We start from the raw sequence: 16,113 nt of genomic DNA, 5'->3' as shown, positions 1-16,113 counted from the left end.
GGCAGCGGCCGAGCACCGGGCGTGTCGCGGCGGCGCGTCACCGTGAGGATGCGGCGCGGTCGGGCGGGCCGGATCCGGGGTGAGCCCGGCGTACGCCGACACCTAGACTGACGCCCATGCCTGAAATCACCCGTGACGAGGTCGCGCACCTGGCCGACCTCGCCCGGATCGACCTCGACGACGCGGAGCTGGACCACCTGGCGCCGCAGCTGAACGTGATCCTCGAGTCGGTCGCGTCCATCCAGGGCGTCGCCGGCGACGACGTCCCGCCGACGTCGCACCCGCTGCCGCTCACGAACGTCTTCCGCGACGACGTCGTGCGGCCCTGCCTCACGCCGGAGCAGGCGCTCGCCGCCGCCCCGGAGGTCGAGGAGCAGCGCTTCTCCGTGCCGCGGATCCTGGGGGACGAGCAGTGAGCGACCTGATCCGCAGGACGGCCGCCGAGCTGGCCGACGCGCTCGCCGCGGGTGAGGTCACCAGCGTCGAGCTGACCCAGGCACACCTCGACCGCATCGCCGCGGTCGACACCGGCGACAAGGGCGTTCACGCCTTCCTCCACGTCGACGCCGAGGGCGCGCTCGTCCAGGCGCAGGCCTCCGACGAGCGCCGTGCGGCCGGAGCCGCTAGCCACGCCCTCGACGGCGTGCCGATCGCCGTCAAGGACGTGCTGACCACGGCCGGGCTGCCCACCACGTGTGGGTCGAAGATCCTCGAGGGTTGGATCCCGCCGTACGACGCGACCGTCGTCGGTCGCCTCAAGGCGGCCGGCCTGCCGATCCTCGGCAAGACCAACATGGACGAGTTCGCGATGGGGTCCTCGACCGAGCACTCGGCGTACGGCCCGACCCGCAACCCGTGGGACCTCGACCGCATCCCGGGCGGATCGGGCGGTGGGTCGGCGGCCGCCGTCGCCGCCTTCGAGGCGCCCCTCGCGCTCGGCACCGACACCGGCGGGTCGATCCGCCAGCCGGGCGCGGTCACCGGGACGGTCGGCGTGAAGCCGACGTACGGCTCGGTCTCGCGCTACGGCCTCGTGGCCCTCGCCAACAGCCTCGACCAGGTCGGTCCGGTCACCCGGACGGTGCTCGACAGCGCGCTCCTGCACGAGCTCATCGGTGGTCACGACCCGCTCGACTCGACGTCGACGACCGCGCCCGTCACCGGCCTCGTCGACGCCGCGCGGCAGGGTGCGGCCGGTGACCTCGCCGGCCTCAAGGTCGGCGTCATCAAGGAGTTGGCCGGCGACGGCTGGCAGCCCGGCGTCATGCAGCGCTTCCAGGAGTCGGTCGACCTGCTCACCAAGCTGGGCGCCGACGTCGTCGAGGTGTCGACGCCGAGCTTCGTGCACGCGATGGCGGCCTACTACCTGATCCTCCCGGCGGAGGCCTCCAGCAACCTCGCCAAGTTCGACGCGATGCGCTACGGCCTGCGCGTCACGCCGGACGGCTCCCCGAGCGCCGAGGACGTCATGAAGGCGACGCGCGACGCCGGCTTCGGCGACGAGGTCAAGCGCCGCATCATCCTCGGCACCTACGCGCTGTCGTCGGGCTACTACGACGCCTACTACGGCCAGGCGCAGAAGATCCGGACGCTCATCATCGAGGACTTCAACCGCGCGTACGCCGACGTCGACGTGCTGGTCAGCCCGACCGCGCCGACCACGGCGTTCAAGCTGGGCGAGAAGCTCGACGACCCGATCGCGATGTACCTCAACGACCTCGCGACGATCCCCGCCAACCTGGCCGGCGTCCCCGGCATCTCGGTGCCCTCCGGGCTGGCGCCCGAGGACGGCCTGCCGGTCGGCTTCCAGATCCTCGCGCCCGTCCTGGAGGACGCCCGGCTCTACCGCGTCGGCGCCGCCCTCGAGTCGGCGCTCGTCCAGCAGTGGGGCGGCCCGCTGACGCCTGAGGAGGTCGCCCGATGACTGACACCCTGATCCCGTTCGACGACGTCCTGAAGGACTTCGACCCGGCCCTGGGCCTCGAGGTCCACGTCGAGCTCAACACGGCGACCAAGATGTTCTGCGGCTGCCCGACGGAGTTCGGCGCGGAGCCGAACAGCCAGGTGTGCCCGACCTGCCTCGGCCTGCCCGGCGCGATGCCGGTCGTCAACGGCAAGGCCGTCGAGTCGGCGATGCGGATCGGTCTGGCGCTGAACTGCACGATCGCCGAGTGGTGCCGCTTCGCCCGGAAGAACTACTTCTACCCGGACATGCCGAAGAACTTCCAGACGTCGCAGTACGACGAGCCGATCGCCTTCGAGGGCTACCTCGACGTCGACGTCGACGGGGAGACCTTCCGCGTCGAGATCGAGCGCGCCCACATGGAGGAGGACACCGGCAAGACCACCCACATCGGTGGCGCGACCGGCCGCATCCACGGCGCCGACCACTCGCTGGTCGACTACAACCGGGCGGGCATCCCTCTCATCGAGATCGTCACCAAGCCGATCACGGGCACCGGCGCGAAGGCCCCGCTCGTGGCGAAGGCGTACGTCGCCGCGCTGCGCGAGCTCATCCTCGCGCTCGGCGTCTCCGACGCCCGGATGGAGCAGGGCTCGATGCGCTGCGACGTCAACCTGTCGCTCGCGCCGGCCGGTTCGGGCGTGCTCGGCACCCGGACCGAGACGAAGAACGTCAACTCGCTGCGGTCCGTGGAGCGCGCGGTCCGGTTCGAGATGGGTCGCCACGCCGGCGTGCTGCTCGGGGGCGGCAAGGTGCTGCAGGAGACCCGTCACTTCCACGAGGACACCGGCAGCACGTCTCCCGGTCGTGAGAAGTCGGACGCGGAGGACTACCGCTACTTCCCGGAGCCCGACCTCGTCCCGATCGCGCCCTCGCGCGAGTGGGTCGAGCAGCTGCGGACGACGCTGCCCGAGCCGCCGGCCGAGCGCCGGGCCCGGCTGCAGGCCGACTGGGGCTTCTCCGACCTGGAGATGCGCGACGCGGCCGCGTCCGGTGCGCTCTCGCTCATCGAGGAGACGGTCGCCGCGGGCGCCCCGCCGCAGGCCGCCCGCAAGTGGTGGCTCTCGGAGCTGGCCCGTCGCGCCAACGACCTCGGCGTGGACCTGACCGACGTCGGCGTCACGCCGGCCCAGGTCGCCGAGGTGCAGAAGCTGGTCGACGCGGGCACCGTCAACGACAAGCTGGCTCGCCAGGTCTTCGAGGGCCTGTACGCCGGTGAGGGCTCGCCCGCCGAGATCGTCGCCGCCCGCGGCCTCGCCGTCGTGTCCGACGACGGTGCCCTGTCGGCAGCGGTCGACGCCGCGATCGCCGCCAACCCCGACGTCGCCGACAAGATCCGTGACGGCAAGGTCGCCGCTGCCGGCGCCCTGATCGGTGCGGTGATGAAGGAGATGCGCGGCCAGGCCGACGCCGGTCGAGTGCGGGAGCTCATCCTCGAGAAGCTGTCCTGAGGTGGCTCGCTCGCGGATTGCGCTGCTGATCGACGCGGACAATGCGCCCGCCCGCAAGATCGGCGAGATCCTGAACGACCTCGCGTCGTACGGCGAGTGCAACATCCGCCGTGCCTACGGCAACTGGACCAAGCCCGACCTCAAGGGGTGGATCGAGGAGCTGCACGACGCCGCGATCCGGCCGATGCAGCAGTTCGACCTCACGACGCACAAGAACGCCTCCGACATGGCGCTGGCCATCGACGCGGTCGAGCTGTGGCACTCGGCCAAGCCCGAGGCGTTCGCCATCGTCTCCAGCGACTCCGACTTCACCCCGCTCGTGCACTACCTGCGTGAGAAGGGCGCCGCCGTCTACGGCTACGGCCGGGCGAAGACGCCGACGCCGTTCCAGAGCGCCTGCACGAAGTTCACGGTCCTCGAGCAGCTCGGCGAGGAGGAGTCCGACGACGCCGAGACGCAGGCGAAGGGCGGTCGTGAGCAGGTCCCGACCGCCGACCTGAAGGGCAACTCGGGCCTGGTCCGGCTGCTCCGGAGCGCCATCAAGGCCGCCGCCGGCGAGGACGGCTGGGCCACCGTGCAGCAGGTCGGCCAGCAGATCCGCAACCAGTCGTCGCTCGACTGGCGCAACTACGGCTACTCCACGCTGACCAAGCTGCTCACCGCCTCGGAGCTCTTCGAGCTGCGTGACGAGGGCACGCCGACGGTCGCCGTGCGTGACCCCCGCGCGAACCGAGGCTGAGCGCGGCTGAGCGACAGGCGGCGCGAACCGTGGGCGCGCTGTGGGATTCGCCATGCGGGTCCGGTTAGCCGCCGCGCCCGTGCGGGACTAGGCTGCCGTTCGCCCATCAAGGGCTACATCTTCATTCATCACGCTCGCGCGTGGGGGAAGCCGGTGAGAGTCCGGCACTGACCCGCAACCGTGTGCCCTTCCTCGGAAGGGCGAGTCGGAGCACCCGCCGCGAAGCGTCCTGACAACACGCTGTCGCGGATCACAGCGGGTGCGCCCTCGTGGCCTTCCCGTCTGTTGCAGCGGGAAGGAAACCATGCAGTCCACCACGCGCCGGTTAGGCACAGCCCTGACGGGGGCAGCACTCGCCCTGGGTGCCCTGGCCGTCACACCGTCCGTCCACGCGGCGACGGCCCACGACACCGTGCCGCTCGAGCAGTCCATCGGCTGGATGACCGGCCGGCTCACCGACGGTGCGCTGAGCACTCAGTACGGCGCCGACTACTCGACCACCGGCTACCTGGCCGAGGCGCTGCAGAGCGTCGGCGGGCACAGCACCGAGCTGGCGCCGATCCTGCACGCCCTCGAGACCCATGTCGACGAGCAGATCCACGGATTCGTGGGAGGAACGGACGTCTACGCCGGCAGCGCGGCCAAGCTCGCCGCGATCGTGCAGACCGCGGGTGACGACCCGACGAACGTCGACGGCACCGACCTGATCCAGGTCCTCGAGGGGCAGGTCGGCACCACCGGCCGCACCTTCGACACGAGCCCGTACGGCGACTTCGCCAACACGATCGGGCAGGCGTACGCGGTCCGTGCGCTCACCACCGCGACGAGCACGAAGGCTGCCGCTGCGACCGACTTCCTGCTCGACCAGCAGTGCCCGGCCGGCTGGTTCCGACTGGGCTTCAGCGCCTCGTCCGCCACCGACCAGAGCTGCGCGGCCGACGCCACCAGCAAGCCCGACCCCGACGCGACGAGCTTCGTCCTGCTCGAGCTCGCCCCGCTCGCGGACGGCAACGCGAAGATCGCTCGCTCCATCGGCCGGGCCGAGAGCTGGCTCGCCGGCCGGCAGCGGGCTGACGGCAGCTTCGGCGGCGGTACGTCGACCGAGGGCTCGAACGCCAACAGCACCGGCCTGGCCGGCTGGGCGCTGGGCCAGCTCGGCCACACGTCGGTGGCGGAGGCCGCGGCGACGTGGCTCCGCACGATGCAGGCGCACGAGCTGTCCTCCTGCCCCACGGCGCTCTCCGGCCAGACGGGGGCGCTGGCCTACGACGCGGCCGCGTTGGCCGCAGGCCGCACCTCCGGTGTGTCCGACAGCTACCAGTGGCAGCTCGCGGCCGCGCAGGCCCTGCCGGCACTGAAGTGGCTGCCCGTCGCGACGGGTCACGCCGCGCTAACCGGTCCGCGTGGGTTCCAGCCGGGCGGTGCCCGGGCGACGTACCGCGTCGCGGGCGCGGCCCCGGCCGAGACGCTCTGCCTCGCCGTCGGATCGGCCAAGCACGCCTTCACCGCCGGCACGGACGGCGCGGCCGCGCTGGGGGTGTCGCTGCCCGCCGCCACGACCACCCTGCCGTTCAGCCTGACGACTGCCGGAGGTGTCGCCGCCACCGGCACGACCAAGGTGCTCGGCGCCGCCCGGCCCTCGATCACGCTCAGCAGGACCCGGCTCGCACGCGGTGCGACGCTGACGGTGCGGATCTCCGGCCTGGCCGCCGGTGAGGACGTCACGCTGAAGCTCGGCAAGCGCGTGGTGCGGACCGGCCTCGCGGGCGGTTCCGGCGCCTTCACGGCGAGGGTGAAGCTCACCAGGGGGCTCGTGAAGCCGGGCAAGGTGAAGGTGACCGTCGTCGGCCAGTTCGCCAACCGGACCAATGCCAAGACGATCAGGGTCGTGCGTTGATCCAGCGACTCGTGGCCAGGCTGGCCGCCGCGGTGCTCGTCGCCGCGGCGGCTACGCTGGCGCTCCCCTCGACGCCGGCGCAGGCGGCGTACTGCTCGAGCGGTGCGGGCGTCAGCGTGCTGGTCGACTACGGCGCGCTGGGCGGCGGCATGTCCACCGGGTGCGGCTCCGGCTCACCCGCCTCCAAGGCCTTCACCAGCGCGGGGTTCTCCCTCAAGCAGTCGCCTCGCCAGGCGGGCTTCGTCTGCCAGGTCAACGGCAAGCCGGCGGACGGGAACTGCCTCGCCACGGACTCCTACTGGGGCTTCTTCGTCTCGGACGACGGCAAGGGCTGGGTGTATGCCTCCCAGGGCGTCTACCAGCAGGCGGTCGACGCCGGCGACTCGGTCGCGCTCGTGTGGCAGTCGACGTCGAGCCAGCGCAAGCCCGGGCAGGGCCCGGCGGCGCGTCCCACCGCCTCGCCGACCACGAAGGCGCCGACCGCGACGCCCAGCAAGAGGCCGAGCCCGAAGCCGAGCGCTCAGCCCAGCAGCAAGCCCAGCAGCAAGCCCAGCAGCTCGGCGCCGAAGTCGAGCACGCGGCCGGCGGCGCCGACGCCGGTGGCGACCGGCGCCGAGGGCCAGGGTGCGGCCCCGACCGCGACGACCGGCCAGGCGAGCACGCAGGCACCGACGCCGTCGGAGTCGACGACCACCGCGGCGTCGGCCGTCACGACGCCGAGCGACGACGTCACGCCGAGCGACGGGGCGTCGCCGAGCGCGACGACCGATGCCGCCACCTCGCCGACGGCTGACGGCGGCGGGCTGCCCGGTTGGCTCGCACCGGGGCTCATCGCGCTGCTCGCGGTCGTCGCCGGGGGCGTCGCGTGGGCCAGAAGGGCCCGATGACGGCACGCCTCGCTCGCGACCTCCATCCGATCGCCTGGTGGCTCTGGGCGATCGGGCTGGCGGCGTACGCCTCGCAGACCACGAACCCGTGGCTGCTCCTGCTGCTGGTCGGCGTGGCCGCGCTCGTGGTGAGTGCGCGCCGCTCCGACCAGCCGTGGGCGGGCTCGTTCCGCCTCTACCTCGCGGCAGGGCTGGCCATCGTCGTCATCCGGGTGGTCTTCCGCATCCTGCTCGGAGGGGCGTACGGCGGCACGGTGATCCTCCACCTGCCCGAGATCCCGCTCCCGGGCTGGGTCCTGGGCATCACCCTGCTCGGGCCGGTGACGCGCGAGTCCGTCCTCGCCGGGCTGTACGACGGTCTGCGGCTGGCCACCATCGTCGTCTGCGTCGGCGCGGCCAACTCGCTGGCCAACCCGAAGCGTCTGCTGCGCAGCATGCCGGCGGCCCTCTACGAGGTCGGGACGGCCGTCGTCGTCGCCGTCAGCGTGCTGCCGCAGCTCGCCGAGAGCGTCCAACGGGTCCGCCGCGCGCAACGGCTGCGCGCCGGCCACGGCCAGGGGTCGCGCGGCGTCCGCCGGATGCGACGCTTCCTGGTCCCGGTGCTCGAGGACGCCCTGGAGCGCTCGCTCACTCTCGCGGCCGGCATGGACACCCGCGGCTACGGTCGGTCGGGTGCCGCCACCCCCGCCGAGCGGCGCGTGACCGGGGCGCTGATGATCAGCGGCCTCATCGGCGTCTGCGTCGGTGCCTACGCACTGCTCGACCAGACCTTCCTCGGGGGCTCCTTCGGCGTGGGGAGGGTCCACGTCAGCCGGGGCGCCGTCGTGCTCGTGCTGGGCGTGGCCGTCTGTGTCGCCGGCATGAGGTCGGCGGGTGCCCGCGTCGAGCGCACCGTCTACCGCCCCGACGTGTGGCGCTGGCCCGAGACCGCGGTCGCGCTGACCGGAGTCGCCGTCGGCGCCGTCGGGTCGTGGGTCGCCCAGCACCAGTACGCCGTCGCCAACCCCGACCTCAGCGTGTCGCCGCAGATCAGCGCGGTCGCGCTGCTCGGCGTCCTCATCGGCCTGGCGCCGGCCGTGCTCGCCCCGGCGCCGCGGCTCGCCGCCTCGCGACGTGAGCTGCAGGTGGCCGCATGAGCGCGTCCCTGCTCGAGCTGCGCGGCGTCACCGTCACGCTCCCCGAAGGCGACCGGCCGGTGCTCGCGGGCGCCGACCTCGCGGTCGAGGAGGGCGAGCTGCTGCTCGTCTCGGGACCGACCGGCTCCGGCAAGTCGACCCTGCTCGGCGTGGTCGCCGGTCTGGTCCCACGCTTCACCGGCGGCGACCTGAGCGGAGACCTGCTGCTCGACGGTGTCTCGATCGTGCACACCCCGCCGCGCGAGCGCGCCGCCGCCGTCGGGTACGTCGGCCAGGACCCGGCCGCCGGGTTCGTCACCGACACCGTCGAGGAGGAGCTGGCCTACGGCATGGAGCAGCTCGGGCTGCCGCCGGCGACGATGCGCCGCCGGGTGGAGGAGACCCTCGACCTGCTCGGCATCGCCGAGCTGCGGGACCGCGACCTGCGCACGCTCTCCGGCGGCCAGCAGCAGCGGGTCGCGATCGGCGCCGTCCTCACCACGCACCCACGGCTGCTCGTGCTCGACGAGCCCACCAGTGCACTCGACCCGACCGCGGCCGAGGACGTCCTGGCCACCCTCACCCGCCTGGTCCACGACCTCGGCGTGAGCGTGCTGCTCGCCGAGCACCGGCTCGAGCGGGTGGTCCCGTTCGCCGACCGGGTCGCGCTGCTGAGGGGCGACGGGACGGTGGAGGTCGGGGATCCGGCCGCGGTGCTGGCCGGCTCGCCCGTCGTACCCCCGATCGTGGAGCTCGGCCGTGCCGCCGGCTGGCACCCGCTCCCACTCACCGTCCGCGACGCTCGGCGGCGGGCGAAGGGTCTCGACCTCGAGTGGCGGGATCTCGATGCGCCTGCGCCCAGCGGCTCCGGCTACTCGACCAGCGAGTCCGTTGGTCGAGCGGGGAGTGGCGGCGAGCGTATCGAGACCACCGACGCCGCCGTCGCCACCCACGGGCTCGTCGTCCAACGTGGCGATCGCGCGGTGCTGACCGACGTCTCGCTCACGCTTGCGGCCGGCAGCGTGACGGCGCTGATGGGTCGCAACGGCTCCGGCAAGTCGACGCTGCTCTGGACGCTGCAGGGCAGCCAGAAGCGCTCGGGCGGCACGCTCGCGGTCGCCGGGCACGACACCGCTCGGCTCGCCGCCGAGGAGCGACGTCGGTGGGTCGGGCTGCTCCCGCAGACCGCCGCCGACCTGCTCTACCTGGAGACGGTCGACGAGGAGTGCGCCGCCGGTGGCCCGCGCTGCCGACCGATCCTGGACAGCCTCGTCCCGGGCATCCCGGGCGACCGTCACCCGCGCGACCTCTCGGAGGGTCAGCGGCTCGCACTGGCCCTGAGCCTCGTGCTCGCCGCCGACCCGCCCGTCCTGCTGCTCGACGAGCCGACGCGCGGCCTGGACTACGCGGCGAAGCACGCCCTGGCCCGGCTGCTGCGCGACCAGTCCCACCGGGGGAGGACCGTGCTCGTCGCGACGCACGACGTCGAGTTCACGGCGCAGGTGGCCGATGAGGTGGTCGTCCTCGCCGACGGCGAGGTGGTGTCGTCGGGGCCGGTACGCCGGGTCGTGGCCGAGTCCCCGTCCTTCGCCCCCCAGGTCACGAAGGTCCTCGGGCCGCCCTGGCTGCGGGTCGACGAGGTGGTCGCCGTCCTCGCGGCGCGCCAGCCCGTCCCGGGGGTGGCGCCGTGATCCGGATGACGTCGCGGTCGGCGCTGATCCTCGCGATCGCGAGCCTGATCGGGCTGATCACGTTGGTGTGGCCGCTCCTGCTCAACGACCCCACGAGCACCCGGGTGCAGCCTCCGTTCGTCTTCCTCGCGCTGCTGCCGGTCGTGGTCGCGGTCGTCCTCGCCGAGCTCGCCCAAGGCGGTCTCGACCCGCGGGTGCTGGCGATCCTGGGCGTGCTGACGGCGATCGACGCCGTGCTGCGCGGCATCTCGGCCGGCACCGGCGGGGTCGAGCTGGTCTTCTTCCTCATCATCTTGGCGGGTCGTGTCTACGGTCCGGCGTTCGGCTTCGTGCTCGGGTGCACCAGCCTGTTCGTCAGCGCGCTCGTGACGGCCGGGGTCGGTCCGTGGCTGCCCTACCAGATGCTCTGCTCGGCCTGGATCGGCTTGGGCGCCGGACTGCTGCCCCGGGCCCACGGCCGTGCGGAGATCGCCCTCCTCGCGGCGTACGGCGTGGTGGTCTCCTACCTCTACGGGCTGCTGCTCAACCTCCAGGGCTGGCCGCTGCTCGCGGGCGTCGCCATCCCCGGCCACCACGAGCAGCTGGCCTTCGACCCGGCGGCCAGCCTCGGGGAGAACCTCGTGGTCTTCGTGAAGTACACCCTGATCACGTCGACGACGAGCTACGACACGATGCGTGCGATCACCACGGCGGTCGCGATCACGCTCCTCGGAGCGGCGGTGCTGACGCCGTTGCGCAGGGCGGCCCGCCGGGCGACCGTGACGGGCAGCGTGAGCGGGCGCGCGACGGAGGCCGTCGACGTGCCCAGCGTCGGCTGAAGGAGATGCGACCCTCGGCGGGTCAGCTCACGACCCGTCGGCCGCGCGGCGCGGCTCGGGGATGCTGACGTCGCTGCGTCGCGCGGCCGCCTCGAGGTAGGCGTCGGCGTCCTCGCGCTCGGCCCGCCGTTGGGCGAGCGAGGTCAGCGCGACCATGGCGTTGCGCCGCGCACGCGTCTGGGACGAGGTCGACCAGCGTCGGGCCGCCGCGGACAGCGCCTGCGGCAGCGGAAGTCGACTCAGCGTGATCCGAGACTGGGGCATGGACGGCTCCGGTGGTGGGGTGGGGACACCGATGGGGACCACGCTAGGCCGCGAGACGCGATCTGTCGTCACCGGCGCGTGACGTTTACGTGAATTCAGTCGATGACGGCCACCGGCGTACGCGCCGATCGCGTCATCCCGATGCTCGCGACGACGACGCACATCAGCGCCACCCACTGCACCGCGGTGAGCATCTCGCCGACGACCGCCCAGCCGGCGAGCGCCGCGGCGGCCGGCTCGAGGCTCATCAGGACGCCGAACACCGACGGCGCCAGCGAGCGCAGCGCGACCAGCTCGCACGAGTAGGGGATGACCGACGACAGCACGCCGACGCCGATGCCGATCAGCCAGATGTGGGCGCTGCCGAGGTCGCTGGCATACCGGCCGAGGGCGAGGGGGCTCAGCAGCGCCAGGGCCACGACGCTCGCGACGGCCAGGCCGTCCAGGCCCTCCCAGCGGCGTCCCGTACGCGCGCTCAGCAGGATGTACGCCGCCCAGGCAGCGCCCGCCAGGAGCGCGAACGCGACGCCCGCGACCGTCAGGTCGCCGCGCTCGAAGCCGAGCAGCAGCACGCCGAGGCCGGCCAGGCCGATCCAGATCAGGTCCCGCGCCCGCCGTGACCCCACGATGGCGAGCACGAGGGGTCCCACGAACTCGATGGTCACCGCGATCCCGAGCGGGATCCGTGAGAAGGCCTGGTAGATCGCCCAGTTCATCGACGCCAACGCCACCCCGAACGCGACGACCACCGCCCAGTCGTCGCGGCTGCGCCCTCGCAGCGACGGTCGGGCCCACGCACAGAGCACGACGGCGCTCGTGAAGAGCCGGAGCCACACGATCGTGGTCGGGGAGGCCTCGTCGAAGAGCGTCTTCGCCAGCCCGGCGCCGAACTGCACCGACGCGATCCCGATCAGCACCAGGACGACGGGGTAGCGGCTCGTGGACATCGCCCGCAGCCTAGAGCCACGGCCGTCGCCCGGATGAGGCCGACGTCGAAGATGAGAAGGTGTCGCCCATGGGATCTCCGTTCACCATCACCCGCTCGCTGGTCGTCGACGCCCCGGCGGAGCGTCTCCACGAGCTCATCGACGACTTCCACCAGTGGCGTGCCTGGTCGCCGTGGGAGGACCTCGACCCGAACCTCGAGCGCACCTACAGCGGTCCGGAGTCGGGCATCGGGGCGCACTACGGCTGGAAGGGCAACAAGAGGGCCGGCTCGGGCACGATGGAGATCACCGGTCTCGCGCCGGACCGGGTCGACATCCACCTCGTCTTCACCCAGCCCTGGCAGGCCGACAACCGGGTCTCGCTCGTGATGACACCGGCCCCGGCCGGTGGCACCGAGGTCACCTGGACGATGTCGGGCGAGCACACCGGCGGCTTCCGCGGGCTCGTCATGAAGCTGATGCCGATGGACAAGCTCGTCGGCCGCGACTTCGAGAAGGGGCTCACCCGCCTCAAGGCTCTCGCCGAAGGGTGATCGAGTCGGCGCGTCCTCGCGCTCCTGAGGCGTCGAGTCGGCGCGTCCTCGCGCTCCTGAATGGTCGAGTCGGCGCGTCCTCGCGCTCCTGAACGGTCGAGTCGGCGCGTCCTCGCGCTCCTGAATGGTCGAGTCGGCGCGTCCTCGCGCTCCTGAATGGTCGAGTCGGCGCGTCCTCGCGCTCCTGAATGGTCGAGTCGGCGCGTCCTCGCGCTCCTGAGGCGTCGAGTCGGCGCGTCCTCGCGCTCCTGAACGGTCGAGTCGGCGCGTCCTCGCACAGCGAGCGTCAGGATGCGCCGACTCGGCCTCTGTCAGGTGCGAGGATGCGCCGACTCGGCCTCTGTCAGGTGCGAGGATGCGCCGACTCGGCCTCTGTTAGGTGCGAGGATGCGCCGACTCGGGCTCTGTCAGGTGCGAGGATGCGCCGACTCGGCGGTGGCTACAGCTGCTCGGGCTGGTAGACCGGGATCTGCAGCTCCTCGGTCGTCGGGCCCAGGCTCGGCTCGGGTACGGCGGCGGTGATCGTCGACCCGTCGGGGCGGGTGCCGCCGACCACGGGCGCGTCGCCCATGTGACCGTCGGCGCGCGGACCGTGGTGGGACAGCCCGACGATGAGCGGCGCGTCCGCGCCCACGACGTACGACGTCCCGCGGACCGTGAGCGGCACCGGACCCGGGCCGTCGTCGATCGTGATCGCGATCAGGTCCTCGGTGAGCCTCACCAGCAGCCGCGTCCCCTGCCAGCGCACGCGGAAGGTGAGCGACGCCCACGACCGCGGCAGCCGCGGGTCGAAGGACAGGCAGCCGCCGTTGGTCAGCGAGCCGTAGTCGCGCATGCCGCCGAACCCGGCGACCAGCGCCGACCACACGCCGCCGGTGGAGGCGACGTGCATGCCGTCGACGGTGTTGCCGTGCAGGTTCATCAGGTCGACGTACAACGCGTCGTGGAAGTAGCGCAGCGCGGCCTCGTGGTAGCCGACCTCCGCCGCCACGATCGACTGGACGACCGCCGAGAGGGTGGAGTCGCCGGTGGTGATCGGGTCGTAGTACTCGAAGTCCGCGCGCTTCTCGTCCAGCGTGAAGCGGTCGCCCTGCAAGAACAGCGCCAGCACGACGTCGGCCTGCTTGAGCACCTGGAACCGGTAGATCACCAGCGGGTGGTAGTGCAGCATCAGGGGCCGCAGGTCGGGCGGGGTGTTGGGCAGGTCCCACACCTCGCGCTCGAGGAAGAAGTCGTCCTGCGGGTGGATGCCGAGACCCTCGTCGAAGGGGATGTGCATGCCCTCGGCGCACCGCGCCCACTCCGCGACCTCGGAGTCCTCGAGCTTGAGCCGGGCGCGGACCTGGCCGAACTCGTCCGGGTGCTCGCGCTGGATCAGCGCCACGGCCGCCACGGCCTGCTCGAGGTTGTAGCGGGCCATCACGTTGGTGAACAGGTTGTTGTTGACGACCGTCGTGTACTCGTCAGGACCGGTCACCCCGTGGATGTGGAACGACGGCTGTCCGTTGTGCCGCCAGAACCCGAGATCGCCCCACATGCGGGCGGTCTCGACGAGGATGTCGATGCCCTCCCGGATGAGGAAGCCGTGGTCGCCGGCCGCCTGGACGTACTTCGTCAGGGCGTAGGCGATGTCGGCGTCGATGTGGACCTGCGCCGAGCCTGCCGCGTAGTAGGCCGACGCCTCCTCGCCGTTGATCGTGCGCCAGGGGAACAGCGCGCCGCTCACGGCCAGCTCCTTGGCCCGGTCGCGCGCGGCCGGGAGCAGCACCGAGCGGAAGTGCAGCGTGTTCCGCGCGAGCGTCGGCTGCGTGTAGGTGAGGAACGGGATCACGTAGACCTCGGTGTCCCAGAAGTAGTGGCCCTCGTAGCCGGAGCCCGTCACGCCCTTCGCGGGCACGCCGAGCCCGTCGGCGCGCGCCGACGCCTGCGCCAGGCTGAACAGGTTGAAGCGGATCGCCTGCTTCATCGCCTCCATGGACGGGTCGGCGCCGTCGACCTCGACGTCCGAGGCCGACCAGAAGGCGTCGTACCACTCCCGCTGCTCCTCGTGCAGGCGCGTGACGCCCAGGCGGTGGGCGCGGTCGAGGGTCCGGTCGCAGCGGTCGGAGAGCTCACGCACCGGTACGCCGCGGGAGGAGTGGTAGGTGACGATCTTCTCGATCCGCAGCGTCGCGCCCTCGGTGGCGTCGACGCGGAAGACCATCTTGGTCCGGTCGTCGTCGGCGCGTACGACGGTCTCGTAGCCGTCGGTCGTGCTGATCCGGTGGTCGGCCGCGACGGCGAGCGTCATCCCGGAGTTGTTGGCCTGGTAGCCGAGCATCATCCGCTTCTCGGTCGCGTAGCTCATCCGGGGGAGCAGCACGCGCTCCTCGAACGCGGCGGCCTTGCGCGGGTCCATGCCGACACCCTGCGCGGCCTGCGGCTGGTGGTACTCGTCCTTGCCGTCCTGCCGGTTGAGGATCTGCGAGGAGATGACGACGGGCGCGTCGCCGCTGAGCATCGTCACCTCGAGGCTGAGCAGCGCGAGGTGGCGCTGGGTCATCGACACCATGCGCGTGGAGCTGATCCGCACGCGCTTGCCCGACGGCGTACGCCAGACCAGACGCCGGCGCAGCACGCCGTCGCGGAAGTCGACGCTGCGCTCGTACTCCTCGAGGTCGGCGGTGCCGAACGTGAGGGGCTCGTCGTCGACGTAGATCTTCATGACCTTCGCGTCCGGCACGTTGACGATCGTCTGGCCGGTGCGGGCGAAGCCGAACGCGTTCTCCGCGTGCCGGATCGGCCAGGTCTCGTGGAAGCCGTTGACGTACGTGCCGTGCACGAACGTGGGCCGACCCTCCTCCGGGTTGCCGCGCATGCCGAGGTAGCCGTTGCCGACCGCGAACAGGGTCTCGGTCAGGCCCAGGTCGTCGGGGCTGTAGCCGGTCTCGACGAGCCGCCACGGGTCGACGGGGAAGCGACCGTGGTCCATCGGGTCGGCGCCGACGCCGGACTGGTTGATCACTGTTCGCCTCCTGGGACGAGATGGCCGAGCTCGGACACGACGATGTCGGCCCCCGCGTTGGTCAGCGCCGTCTGGCCGGCGCCCCGGTCGACGCCGACCACGAGCCCGAAGTGGCCCGCGGCGCCGGCGGCGACGCCCGACACGGCATCCTCCAGGACGACGGAGTCGGCCGCGACGGCGCCGAGCGCCTCCGCGGCGTGCAGGAACGTGTCGGGGGCGGGCTTGCCGGCCAGCCCCAGCTCGTGGGCGACGTTGCCGTCGACGATGACCGCGAACCTGTCGAGCAGCCCGGCGGCCTGCAGCACCGCCCGGGCGTTGGCGGAGGACGACACGACGCCGAGGGGTACGCCGACCTCGCCCAGGTGGTCGAGCAGGACGACCGAGCCCGGGTAGGGCTGCACACCGTCGCGCGCGAGCACCTCGTTGAACGCGTCGTTCTTGCGGTTGCCGAGGCCGCGGACGGTCAGGGCCGTCCCGGGGTCGTCGGACGTGCCCTCGGGCAGCCCGATCCCGCGCGAGGCGAGGAAGTCGCGGACGCCGTCGTAGCGGGGCTTGCCGTCGACGTGGGCGAAGTAGTCGCGGTCGGTGTAGGGCGCTGCCTCGGGGTGGTGCTCGGCCAGATAGCCGTTGAACAGCTCTGACCACGCGGCCATGTGCACGATCGCCGTCGGGGTGATCACCCCGTCGAGGTCGAACAGCACGGCGGCGTACCGGCTCCAGTCGACGGACTCCATGGACCTCAGAGTATTGGTCTGGCGCGCCGAGGTCTGCAGGGTCCATGGTGAAGTCATGGCGACGAAGCTG

14 protein-coding genes and 1 riboswitch are annotated in these 16,113 nt (G+C 72.2%); of the genes, 10 read left to right on the top strand and 4 right to left on the bottom strand.

The features are described 5' to 3' along the window. Positions 1 to 116: 116 nt before the first annotated feature. The 9 genes from gatC (at position 117) to ABD205_RS12475 (ending at position 10,561) form a co-directional block, all read left to right on the top strand. A complete protein-coding gene (gene gatC / locus ABD205_RS12515; protein WP_344045165.1) occupies positions 117 to 416 on the top strand; it encodes an Asp-tRNA(Asn)/Glu-tRNA(Gln) amidotransferase subunit GatC in 300 nt (99 codons plus the stop codon). Further along, positions 413 to 1,924 carry an Asp-tRNA(Asn)/Glu-tRNA(Gln) amidotransferase subunit GatA gene (gatA, locus tag ABD205_RS12510; RefSeq protein ID WP_344045164.1) on the top strand — a complete coding sequence of 504 codons (1,512 nt, stop codon included), beginning with the start codon at positions 413 to 415 and terminating at the stop codon, positions 1,922 to 1,924. Before gatC ends, gatA begins: the two co-directional genes overlap by 4 nt. Then, complete coding sequence (gene gatB, locus ABD205_RS12505) at positions 1,921 to 3,414, top strand: Asp-tRNA(Asn)/Glu-tRNA(Gln) amidotransferase subunit GatB (protein WP_344045163.1); 1,494 nt, start codon at positions 1,921 to 1,923, stop codon at positions 3,412 to 3,414. The genes gatA and gatB overlap by 4 nt, the downstream gene beginning before the upstream one ends. Position 3,415: 1 nt before the next feature. Further along, positions 3,416 to 4,153, top strand: coding sequence for an NYN domain-containing protein (locus ABD205_RS12500; protein WP_344045162.1), 738 nt, complete (start codon positions 3,416 to 3,418; stop codon positions 4,151 to 4,153). Between the two features lie 114 nt (positions 4,154 to 4,267). Further along, positions 4,268 to 4,389, top strand: a riboswitch (cobalamin riboswitch). Between the two features lie 68 nt (positions 4,390 to 4,457). After that, positions 4,458 to 6,050, top strand: a complete 1,593-nt coding sequence (locus ABD205_RS12495; protein ID WP_344045161.1) for a prenyltransferase/squalene oxidase repeat-containing protein — start codon at positions 4,458 to 4,460, stop codon at positions 6,048 to 6,050. Beyond that, positions 6,047 to 6,937 (top strand): hypothetical protein, encoded by an 891-nt coding sequence (locus ABD205_RS12490; RefSeq protein ID WP_344045160.1) that lies wholly within the window; start codon positions 6,047 to 6,049, stop codon positions 6,935 to 6,937. Before ABD205_RS12495 ends, ABD205_RS12490 begins: the two co-directional genes overlap by 4 nt. Next, on the top strand, positions 6,934 to 8,073 hold the full coding sequence (locus tag ABD205_RS12485) for an energy-coupling factor transporter transmembrane component T (protein WP_344045159.1): 1,140 nt from the start codon (positions 6,934 to 6,936) through the stop codon (positions 8,071 to 8,073). Before ABD205_RS12490 ends, ABD205_RS12485 begins: the two co-directional genes overlap by 4 nt. Next, positions 8,070 to 9,743, top strand: a complete 1,674-nt coding sequence (locus ABD205_RS12480; protein ID WP_344045158.1) for an ABC transporter ATP-binding protein — start codon at positions 8,070 to 8,072, stop codon at positions 9,741 to 9,743. Before ABD205_RS12485 ends, ABD205_RS12480 begins: the two co-directional genes overlap by 4 nt. A 5-nt stretch (positions 9,744 to 9,748) precedes the next feature. After that, positions 9,749 to 10,561, top strand: coding sequence for an ECF transporter S component (locus ABD205_RS12475; RefSeq protein WP_344045886.1), 813 nt, complete (start codon positions 9,749 to 9,751; stop codon positions 10,559 to 10,561). A gap of 27 nt (positions 10,562 to 10,588) precedes the next feature. On the opposite strand, the gene ABD205_RS12470 is transcribed toward ABD205_RS12475, so the two are convergent. Beyond that, positions 10,589 to 10,825 carry a hypothetical protein gene (locus ABD205_RS12470; protein WP_344045157.1) on the bottom strand — a complete coding sequence of 79 codons (237 nt, stop codon included), beginning with the start codon at positions 10,823 to 10,825 and terminating at the stop codon, positions 10,589 to 10,591. A gap of 95 nt (positions 10,826 to 10,920) precedes the next feature. Next, positions 10,921 to 11,772: an EamA family transporter gene (locus ABD205_RS12465; protein ID WP_344045156.1), complete on the bottom strand. Its 852-nt coding sequence runs from the start codon at positions 11,770 to 11,772 to the stop codon at positions 10,921 to 10,923. Positions 11,773 to 11,840: 68 nt separating this feature from the next. Here ABD205_RS12465 and ABD205_RS12460 point away from each other — a divergent pair, with 68 nt between their 5' ends. Then, positions 11,841 to 12,305: an SRPBCC family protein gene (locus tag ABD205_RS12460; RefSeq protein ID WP_344045155.1), complete on the top strand. Its 465-nt coding sequence runs from the start codon at positions 11,841 to 11,843 to the stop codon at positions 12,303 to 12,305. A gap of 439 nt (positions 12,306 to 12,744) precedes the next feature. Here the strand turns inward: ABD205_RS12460 and ABD205_RS12455 are convergent, their stop codons facing one another. Continuing rightward, complete coding sequence (locus ABD205_RS12455) at positions 12,745 to 15,276, bottom strand: glycoside hydrolase family 65 protein (protein WP_344045884.1); 2,532 nt, start codon at positions 15,274 to 15,276, stop codon at positions 12,745 to 12,747. A 29-nt stretch (positions 15,277 to 15,305) separates the two neighbouring features. Next, positions 15,306 to 16,043 (bottom strand): HAD family hydrolase, encoded by a 738-nt coding sequence (locus ABD205_RS12450; protein WP_344045154.1) that lies wholly within the window; start codon positions 16,041 to 16,043, stop codon positions 15,306 to 15,308. Positions 16,044 to 16,113: the final 70 nt, after the last annotated feature.

The sequence above is a fragment of the Nocardioides panacihumi genome (genome assembly GCF_039530925.1).
Classification (GTDB): domain Bacteria; phylum Actinomycetota; class Actinomycetes; order Propionibacteriales; family Nocardioidaceae; genus Nocardioides; species Nocardioides panacihumi.
Note: the sequence above shows the minus strand (reverse complement) of the source record. Positions and strands in the feature narration are given on the sequence as shown.